This is a genomic window from Micrococcus sp., assembly GCF_030523875.1.
Lineage (GTDB): Bacteria > Actinomycetota > Actinomycetes > Actinomycetales > Micrococcaceae > Micrococcus.
The window spans coordinates 1-10,488 of the sequence record NZ_JAUNHR010000079.1 but is presented as its reverse complement, the minus strand read 5'-3'; the positions used below and the strand labels follow the sequence as shown (position 1 = coordinate 10,488).

The window sequence follows — 10,488 nt, the reverse complement described above, 5'->3', positions numbered from 1 at the left end:
CCGTCCCCGGATCGGATGGGGGTGTACGCGGACCCGGACGTGCTGGAGGAGTACCCGACGGTGGCCGAGGCGATGCTGAGCCTGAGCGCGTTCCAGGGGGTGAGCCCGGAGTTTGGGAGGTACCTGCGGGCGATCGTGCTGACCAGGCACGCACAGCTGGCACCGGATCGGGTGAGCCCGGTGGGGAAGGCGGAGTTCGAGGCGCTACCGCCGCAGGCTCAGCTGAGGGAGGGGCTGAAGCTCCAGGCGCTGGCGGACGAGGTGTTCGCCTGGATGAGCAGCCAGGGGATGGACCCGTTCCCGGGCCGGACCGAGCTGCCGCGTCTGGTGACCGACGAGGTGCGCGAGGCGATGCTGACGCCGCAGGGCTGACCGGCCAGCAGGGGGCGGACACGGCGGAGGCTGGCCGGTCATTCCGGTTCAGCGAGATGACCGAGCGGGTGTTGGCCGGCGGGCTTCCGTATGAGCCGGACAGCGTGGCCGACCAGCAGGCGCGGGCGGACATCGAGGCGGACACGACCCCGGACACCACGGTATCTGCCCAGGTCAGCGGCCCGGACACGGGCGCGGCCAAGCCGGAGGCGGCGGACAGCGGGGCGGACACGGACACGGCCAGCCCCGGGGTGGTGACCGCGAACGTGGCCGCCCTGGAGGTGCTGGCCACGCTGGAGCAGGAGGCGCGGCCGGCCACCGAGGCCGAGCAGGAGACGCTGGCCGGGTGGTCGGCGTGGGGGGCGCTGCCGTTCGTGTTCGACGAGGCGGATGAGCGGGTGGCCACGCGGGACCGGGAGCGGGTGCGGGAGCTGCTGGGTCCGGTGGGCTGGTCGCAGGCGAGGGCCACGACGCTGAACGCGCACTACACGGACCCGGCGGTCGCGGCGGCGATGTGGTCGGCGCTGGAGTCGGCCGGCTTCGAGGACGGTGCGGTGCTGGAGCCGGGGTGCGGGTCCGGGGAGTTCATGGGCGCCGCCCCGGACGGGGCGCAGATGGTCGGTGTGGAGCTGGATGAGACGACGGCCCGGGTGGCCGCGTACCTGCACCCTGACCAGCAGGTGATGTCGGCCGGGTTCGAGAAGACGATGTTCCCGGAGAACTCGTTCTCAGCGGCGGTGGGCAACGTGCCCTTCGGGGGCTACTCGGTGGTGGACAAGACCCACAACGGGCAGGGCCACTCGATCCACAACCACTTCATTCTGAAGTCGCTGCGGCTGACCGCGCCGGGCGGGTACGTGGCCGTGATGACCTCCACGCACACGATGGACGCCAAGCGCGAGACCGCGCGGCGGGAGATGGCCCGGTACGCCGACCTGGTGGGCGCGGTGCGTCTGCCCAACGGGGCCATGGCGGCCTCGGCCGGCACGGACGTGAAGACGGACGTGCTCGTGTTCCGCCGGCGCAAGCCCACCGAGAAGGTGGACCAGGACCGGGTGGCCGGGTGGGTGGATGCAGACACCCTGGCGGTGAGGGACCCGGAGGGCAACGAGCACGAGGTCAGCTACTCGAAGTGGTTCAAGGACCACCCCGAGCGGGTGGTCGGAGAGGCCGGTTACGCCAGCAGCGCGTTCGGGCCGACCTACGCGGTCAGGGCTGAGGCGGACGTGAACGTGGCCGAGCAGGTGGAGGTGCTGCTGACCGAGCAGATGCTCGACGCCCGGTTCGGTGGGTCCAGCGCGCTGTCCTACGCCCCCGAGGTGGCCGAGGGGGTGGCGGTCGACACGAGCCCTGGTCTGCGGTTCGCCCCGGAGCCCGAGGCTCAGATCGGCCATGTGCGGCACAACCCGGGAGGCTGGTTCGAGCAGTACCGGGCGGGGCTGACGTGGGAGCGGGTGAAGATCGCCCGCCCCCTGTTCGCGCAGGCCAAGTCGTTGCTGGCCATGCGGGACAAGGCCACGGAGGTGCTGGCCGCTCAGCGCACGGGTGCGCCCGAGGCCGAGCGGGAGCAGCTGCGCGCGGAGCTGCGCGGGCTGTGGGAGTCCTACGTGGGCTACCACGGGCCGATCTCGCGCGGCGAGGACAAGTACGGGCCGCCGTCGAAGGCGGACCGTGATCGCATGTTGCGTGAGCTGGAGACGCAGTGGCGGGACAGCCTGCCGCAGGACGGCGACGTCGCGCCGGCGGACGTGCCCGTGCCCGAGGACCTCGCGGCCGAGTGGTTGGAGGCGGCGACCGCCTCGGAGTTCAAGAAGCGGGAGCAGAAGCACCTGGAGTTCCTGGCCGGGGACCCGAAGCTGGGGCTGATCCGCTCGCTCGAGGTCTACGACGAGGCCACGAACACGGCCACGCCGGCGCCGATCATGACCCGGGATGTGGTGCAGCACCGGACCCGTCCCGAGCGGGCGGAGTCCGTGGAGGACGCGATCGCCATCAGCATGGACGAGTCCCGCACCGTGGACGTGGGCCGTGTGGCTGAGCTGCTGGGCGTGGACCGGGCGCAGGCGCGTGAGCGCATGTCCGGTGAGGTGTTCCAGGTGCCCGGCACTGAGGAGCTGGTGCCCAAGACGACGTACCTGTCCGGGAACGTGCGCGCCAAGCTCGCGGCGGCGCGGGAGGCCGCGCAGGCCGACGCGGCGTTCCGGGAGAACGTGGCCGCGCTGGAGGCCGTGGTCCCGGCGGAGATCGCGCTGGCGGACGTGTCGGTGAATCCGGGCGTGCGGTGGGTGCCCGAGGACGTCTACGCGCAGTTCGTCTCGGAGACGCTGAAGGCCCAGTGCCAGGTGCGGCTGAATCCGGGCACGGACGCCTGGGAGATTGAGGTCCCCAAGGGTGGGGTCGCCCCGGATGTGCGGTATCGGTGGGGCGTGGAGAAGCGCACGCCGGCGCAGCTGATGACCGCGGCGATGAACATGAAGACCGTGACCGTGACCGTGGAGCTCGAGGAGGGCAAGCGGGTCAAGGACGAGAAGGCCACGGCGGCCGCGCGAGCGAAGGTCGAGGAGATCCGGGCTGAGTTCGGGGTCTGGATGATGCAGGACCCGGCGCGCGTGGAGCGGTTGCAGGGGCTCTACAACGACGCCTTCAACGCGCACGTGGCCCCGGACTACTCGGGCGCCGGTGCGCGGCTGTCCCTGCCGGGGCTGAACGAGTCGATGACCCCGTACTCCTACCAGCGGGCGGCGGTGGCCCGGGCAGTGTCCGAGCCGACCGTTCTGCTGGACCATGTGGTGGGCGCCGGCAAGACCGGAACGATGATCATGTCCGCGATGGAGCTCAAGCGCACCGGGATCGTGGCCAAGCCGTGCATGGTGGTCCCGAACCACCTGGTGGACCAGATCGCCACGGAGGCCACGCAGTGGCACCCGGACGCCAACGTGATCGCGGTGCCCACGGGGCTGGCCGCCCCGGCCCGGCAGGAGTGGATGGCGCAGGTCGGGGCCGGGGACTGGGACCTGGTGGTCATGCCCCAGACCACGTTCGAGAAGGTCCAGATCGACCCGGTGAAGCAGGCCGAGTGGCTCAAGCAGGCCCAGGACGAGCTCGAGGCGGCCACGGCCGGGCAGGACCAGGACGCCGGCTGGGTGAAGCGGTCGGAGAAGGCGAAGAAGGCGCTGGAGCGTCAGCACGGGAAGATCGCGGCGAACACCGATCCGGGGGTCACGTTCGAGGAGACGGGCATCGACTACCTGCTGGTGGACGAGGCGCACATGTTCAAGAACCTGGCCCGGTCCTCGGACCTGGCCGAGCTGGCGTGCTCGGGGTCCCAGCGGGCCATGGACCTGGACTTCAAGCTGCGCGCGTTGCGCGAGGTCAAGACCGAGGCGGCGGAGCGGGCCGGCGTGGCCGGCCCGGGCTACCTTCCGGCGGTGGCCACGTTCGCCACGGGCACCCCGGTGGCCAACAACATGGCCGAGATGTGGGTGATGCAGCACTACCTGCGCCCGGACCTGCTGGAGGCCGCGCGCGTGGACACCGTGACCGCCTGGGGTCAGGCGTTCACGAAGGTCAAGCCCCAGCTGCGGCCCACGGTGACCGGCGACGGCTACCAGCAGGTGATCAAGGTGGCCGAGTACGTGAACGTGCCCGAGCTGCTGTCGATCAACTCCGCGTTCACCGACGTCGTGCTCCGGGACCGGCTGGAGACGACCCTGCCGTCCGTGGCCACCGGGGACCGGATCCTGATGGCCCGCCCGCCGTCGGAGCAGGTGGACCAGTACGTGGACCAGCTGAAGGAGCGCATCGAACTGGTCAAGAACACGCCGCCGACGAAGGGGGCGGACAACATGCTCGTGATCGTGGGCGACGGGCGGAAGGTGGCGCTGGACGCGCGCCTGGTCGGCATGGACGCGGACCCGGACGGTGGACGTGTGGGCGCGGTGGCCGAGCAGATCATGACGATCCACGAGCGCACCAAGGACACCGAGTACCGGCTGCCCAACGGGGAGGTCTCCGAGACCACCGGGGCTCTGCAGATCGTGTTCTGCGACCAGTCCACGCCCACCGAGGACGGGTCCTGGAACGTGTACGACCAGCTGCGCGAGGACCTGGCCGCGCGCGGGATGGACCCGGAGAAGGTGGCGTTCATCCACGAGGCCAAGACGGACGAGGCCCGGGCGGCCTTGTTCGAGAAGTGCCGGGACGGGCGGGTGAACGTGATCATCGGCTCGACCCAGAAGATGGGCACCGGCACGAACATCCAGACCCGCGCGATCGCCCTGCACCACATGGACGTGCCCTGGCGCCCGGCGGACCTGGAGCAGCGCGAGGGCCGGATCATCCGGCAGGGCAACCAGAATCCCGAGGTGTCGATCTACGCCTGGGCCACCGAGCAGACCTTCGACGTCTACAGCTGGGACATGATCGCCCGCAAGGCCACGTTCATCGCCCAGGTGAAGGCCGGTCAGCACAACGGGCGAACCATGGAGGACGTGGTGGCCGGGCTGGAGGTCAGCGGCGCCTCCGCCGCGGCGGTGCTCTCCGGGGACCCGCGCATCGAGCAGCTGGCCACGCTGAGCATGGACGTGGAGCAGCTGACCCGCGCGCAGAGCGCGTGGTCCCAGCAGCGGGCCACCCAGCGGGTCGAGCTGGGCCGGTACGAGGCCCGGCAGGAGTTCCTGGCCGGCCGGCAGGACGCCCTGATCGGGCTGGCCGCGCAGGTGATCCCCACCGGAGGGGATGCGTTCGCGTTCACGACGACGGACGGACAGACGATTCGCAGTCGTGGGGACGCCGGTGAGGTCCTGGTGGCCGCTCTGCGCCGGCAGGCGGCACGCACGGACCGAACCGACTTCCTGGACGCGACCGACCCGGAGCCGTTGGGCACCCTCGGCGGGGTCGAGGTGGGTACGGTCCGGCACGCCTCGCAGGTGTACCTGGTGCCGATGCAGGCCCCGAGCGTGCGCCGGGCCTGGTCCGTGTCCCAGGTGCTCGGCGGTGAGGTCTCTGCTCAGGGTTCGATCATCTCGGCGGAGAACTTCGTGGCCGAGCTGCCGAACCAGCTGGTCAAGGACAAGCGCGAGCTGGACCAGTTGGCCGAGACCATCCCTGCCATGCAGGAGGGGCTGGCGGAGAGCCGGTTCCAGCAGGCCGATGAACTGGTCGCCAAGCAGCGTGAGCTCGCGGCGCTGGAGGCCGAGATGAGCGACGACGTGGACGAGTCCCTGCGTCCGGCAGTGGTCGAGTACACGGCAGATCAGCTGAACGAGCGTGGACTGCTCGGGCACCACACCGTGCCGCATGAGGGCGATGTGTGGGAGTACAACAAGGGGTTCTACATCGTGGGGTACACGGACAAGTCCGTGGGCATCCACGAGCGTCAGCTGTGGGCCTGGCCCGTGGACGGAGACCCCAAGGACGCCTTCGGGGCGTCCAAGTTGCAGTCCAGGGGCCGGATGGTCGTGCGGCGGGAGTCGGGCCTGAACGAGATCGAGCAACGAGCCATGCAGGCCGACCTCGACCGAGACCGGATCGTGCCGAACGCGCGCATGGCGCTGGGGTACGACGGGGAGGTCCTGCGGGAGCGGACCGACAGGACCGTGGCCAAGGGCCGGCTCGACGCCGAGGGGAACATGATCGAGTCCTCCACCGGGGCGCTGATCCGCGATGAGGAGTTCGTGCGGTTCGGGTCGCCGGTGATCCTGATCGACGCGACCACCCCGGAGGCGGAGCAGGCTCGGCGGGAGGCGATCGCGGAGCGGGCGTACACGCGCTGGCCCGATGAGCTGATCCCTGGTCAGGTGCTGCAGGAGGACATCGCCGGGTTCGGGGTCGCCGGGGACATCGTGCGGATGCGCCCGGGGTACGGGGAGCGGAGGGTGGCCGTGTCCCCGGACACGGGGGCCGCGCGTGAGCGGCTGAGCGGGTCGGCGGCGGCCGGCGCCCGGCGGTGGCAGGTCAGCGAGGCCGTCCAGCTCTCGGACGCCGAGCGCGAGAGGCTGTGGGGGGCCAAGACGCGCAGCGTGCAGGTCGGTGACCTGCGGCCAGGGGACACGGTGATGGCCACGGACGTGGACCCCTCGGCCACGGCCAAGGTGCCCGTGACCATCCTGAAGACCGGATCCGGTGGCAACCGGGACATCGTGTACGCCGACCAGGACGGGGCCAAGCAAGAGTGCCGTCGGCGGGACACGACGATGGTGACCGTGCTGGGCCGTACACGCGGGGCGCTGGAGTTGCCGGAGCTGGCCATGCTGGCCGCCGACGCCGGCCAGCCGGTCAAGGCGTGTCCGGCCAGGCGGATCAGTCCGGACAGCCAGTGGGTTGGCCGGACACTGGCCGTGGACACGACGGTGGACAGGGTGGCCACCGAGCGCGCGGCGGACGGGCTGAAGGTCGGGACGGTCATCGCCCAGGAGCAGCGTCCGGTTGCCAACAACTACGGGCATGGGACCGATCAGGTGGCCGTCTTGACGCTGCGCTCCGAGGACGGCCAGCAGTTCCAGGTGACCTCCCGGGATGCCGGCCACGTGTGGGAGCCCGAGGGGCCACTGGACATAGTGAAGGTGTTCGGCGCCCGGCCGGTGGAGGGCTCGGTGCCCGACGCCGCGCCGGGACCGGAGACGGTCGGGGTGACCGGCGAGCCCCCGGTCAAGCAGATGCCCGTGGCCGGTCAGGCGGCGGCCAAGGACCCCGCGCTGGACCGGGACGGGCTGGACTGGATGGGCATGGGCACCGCGGGGCAGGCCGGTGTCGGGGTGGACCCGACGCGGCCGCCGCAGACGGAGGCGGGTGGCCCCGGCCTGTGAGCCAGACCCCGCGCGCCGGGCACGTTAAGGGCGGGGGGCCCCGGCGCGTGCAGCTCCGGGGCCGCCCGCCGCGTGTGGGTCAGAGGTCCGGGCCGTCCGTGGGGGACGGGCCGTGGCGGTGGGGGCCGGTGTCCACGGTGTGCTCGACGTCGGCGGGCAGGTCGATCACGCGCGCCAGGTGCAGCTGGTTCTCGGTCAAGGCGGCGATCGTGGCCTCGTCGTCGTTGGACCCGGTGAGCGCGTCTAGGGCGCGCCGGTAGTGGTGGGCGGTGGCGTCGTTCGCCGCCGGGGGACGGCCCAGCACGCTGGCGGTGTGCTCGTTCTGGTTGGACACGGCCCGCCACAGCAGGACCGCGTGCAAGGTGGCCTCGGACTCGTTCCAGCCGGCCATGTGCGTAGCCCACGCGGGCGGCTCGGCCCGCACGGTCGCGGCCTGGTGTGCCAACTCGGCGTGCAGATGCTCGTGGACCTCCGCGACGGCGGCCGCGCGGGTGCCCTCGGCCGGGTCCTGGGCGGGCCGGTCCAGGGGCGAGGGGGGCAGGACGGTCTCGCAATGGGCGATCACGTCCTTGGGGGTCTGCACCTGCTCCAGCTCGCCGGAGAAGGTGCGGGCCGGGTCGGCCTTGACCATCCGGTTCCAGGTCTCGGCCTCGCGCAGGGCGGCGTTCGTGGCGGGGTCGGGGAAGGCCCGGTCGATCCACGCGCTGGTGCGCTCGGCGCGGGCGGCCCAGTCCAGGAACTCGTACTCGTGGACCAGCCGCCCCAGGTCGTTCGCCCAGGCCTGTTCACCGGCCTGGACCTCGTGGGCGGAGCGTTCAGCGGTGGAGTGCTCCAGCACGGCCTTCAACGCGCCCACGGGGGTCTGGGCGCCGGGGGTGCGGTGCAGCAGTCCCCACTCGTCGGGGGAGGCATGGTCATCGGGCTCGAGGTCTACGTAGGCGTGGTTGGCCAGGCGGCCTCGGGTCATGGCCACGTAGAACAGCTCGCGGGACTGGCCGACCTCGACCACGGTGTGCCCGGTGTCCACGGTGACGCCCTGGGATCGGTGCGCGGTGGTGGCGTAGCCCAGCTCCGTGGAGGAGGCCAAGTAGTCCGGGTCCAGGATCACGGTGCCACCGGTGGCGTCCACGACGGCCTCGGCCGAGCCGTCGGGGTTGATCCCGGTCAGGGTCAGGCGGGTGCCGTTGGCGATGAACGCGCCGGTGGAGTCGCGCAACGAGCGGTCGTTGCGGCGGGCCAGCAGCTCGTCCCCGACGCCGGCGGCGACATCGGCGCGCAGGGTGACGGTGGTCTCCACGTCCACCAGGCCAGCGGTCACCAGGTCGGCCTGGGCACGGGCGTTCAGGTCGGCCACGGTCGCGTTGTCCGAGGCGATCAGGATCGTGGACAAGCCCTCACGCTTGTCCGAGAGCCAGGCGGCGTAGGCGGTGTCCGCGGCGTCGACCTCGGGGTGACCGTGCAGGCGCCCGGCCGCCTCGTACTGCTCCAGCACGTCGTGGTCGCCCTCGCGCAGGTGCAGGGAAGCGCTGCGCTCCCACTCGTTGCGGAAGCGCCACACCTGGTCCAGGCGTGCGACCGGCACGTCGTCGGCGCGGTCCATCCAGCCCAGGAAGCCGCCGGCCTCGACGGCCTCGAGCTGGGCGGGGTCGCCCACGAGCAGCACCTTGGCCCCGGCGGCCTCGGCCTGCCGGGCCAGTTCGGCCATCTGCGCGGTGGCCACCATGGAGGCCTCGTCCACGATCAGCAGCTGCCCGGGGTGCAGGGTGAACCGGGCCTGGATGGCGTGCTCCTCGGCCAGGCGCGCGGTCACGGCCTCGATCTGTCGGGTCCGGGCGTCGGAGGCGGGGGAGTCCCAGAGCTGGGCCAGGCGGTCCTGGAGGCCGGCCACTCGCTGGGCGCGGGCGGCGGCGCCGTCCCCGACGGACTCCCACAGCCACTTGGCCGTGTTCTCCGTGGCCACGCCGAGCTCGTCGGCCAGCACGCCAGCGGCGACAGCCGAGGGAGCCAGACCGACCACGGAACCCTGGCCGTGCTGGGCGTGCCACAGCTGCGCGACGGCGGCCATGGTGGTGGTCTTGCCAGTGCCGGCCGGACCGATGATCGCGTCGATCCCGGACGGGGAGGACAGCACATGGGCGGTGGCCGCCGCCTGGTCGGCCGAGAGGCGGTGGCCGTCCTTGGTGGTCACCTCGGCCACCTGTCCGGCCAGGGTGTCCGGGTCGATGACCGGGGCGCCGGCGGAGCGGACACGGCCCATCAGGTAGGCCTCGTCGTCGATGACCTGCCTGGTGGTCCAGGTGCCGGACACACGCTGGTGGTCCAGACCGGAGCGGCCAGTCGGGGCGGACAGTACGGGGTCGAACTCGGCCGGGGCGGACATCCTGGCCGGGGTCAGGGACACGGCCTGGGCCAGGGCGGTGTCCACGAGCTCGTCGGCTGCGGCGTGCCGGTCCTCGGCGGTGTCGAACCGGACCAGGGCCAGCACGCGCTCGGCCGAGGCCAGCACGTTGGCCCGGGTGAAGGTGGTCCGGCGCACGGAGGCGTCGGTGAGCACCCACACGGCCATGGCCTCGCGGGCCTGGTCGGTGAGCTGGTCAGCGGTCACGGTGCGCCGGTCATGTCCGACGGCGGCGGCCACGATGGCCGCCGGGTCGTGGCCACCGGCCAGCGCGCGGTCACGCCAGCCGACCATCTTCTCGGCCAGGGTCTCGGTGGACTCCTTCTTCGGTGTCCGGGTCTCCAGCGTGGCCTGCTGGCGCAGCTTGAGCACGACGGCTGCCGGGGCGGTGCGTCCGTGGGCGGCCTCCCACTGGGCGATGAGCTCGTCCTTGCGGGCCTGGATCAGTCGGGAGCGGGTGGAGAACTCCTCGATCAGGCTGTCCGGCACGCCGGCCAGCTCCACGCGGTGGCCACCGTGTCCGGCCACGGTGTCCTGCTCGAGCTCCTGACCGGAGAGCACCTGCTCCAGGGCGGCCGTGATGGCCGGGTCACGGGACTCGGCCAGGGCGCCGATCTGGCCGTGGAGCCGGTCGTAGAGCAGCGCGTTGTACTTCTCGGAGATGGCCACCACGTGGCGGTGCAAGGTGTAGCTGTCCAGGGTGGCCCACTGCCCGTCCATCAGCCGCTGGACCCGGTTGGAGACGACGACGTGGGTGTGCAGCTGGGGGTCTCCGGCGCGGGAGTCCCAGTGGTCGAAGGCGCTGGCCACGAGTCCGGTCACCGGGACGTGGGCGACGCCGCCGTGGCCGGCGCGGGACTGGAGCACGTTGTCCTCGACCCAGGCCAGGGCCTCGGCCATGGCCTGCTGGTG

The 10,488-nt window shown here is 71.9% G+C and carries 3 protein-coding genes; 2 read left to right on the top strand and 1 reads right to left on the bottom strand.

The features are described 5' to 3' along the window. Together Q4D18_RS09655 and Q4D18_RS09650 are read left to right on the top strand one after the other, a co-directional pair. A partial coding sequence (locus Q4D18_RS09655) for a hypothetical protein (protein WP_303127765.1) occupies positions 1-372 on the top strand: 372 nt, incomplete at its 5' end. 104 nt (positions 373-476) lie between these two features. Next, on the top strand, positions 477-7,178 hold the full coding sequence (locus Q4D18_RS09650) for a helicase-related protein (protein WP_303127764.1): 6,702 nt from the start codon (positions 477-479) through the stop codon (positions 7,176-7,178). Between the two features lie 79 nt (positions 7,179-7,257). On the opposite strand, the gene mobF is transcribed toward Q4D18_RS09650, so the two are convergent. After that, on the bottom strand, positions 7,258-10,488 hold a 3,231-nt coding region (mobF, locus tag Q4D18_RS09645; protein WP_303127763.1), incomplete at its 5' end, for a MobF family relaxase.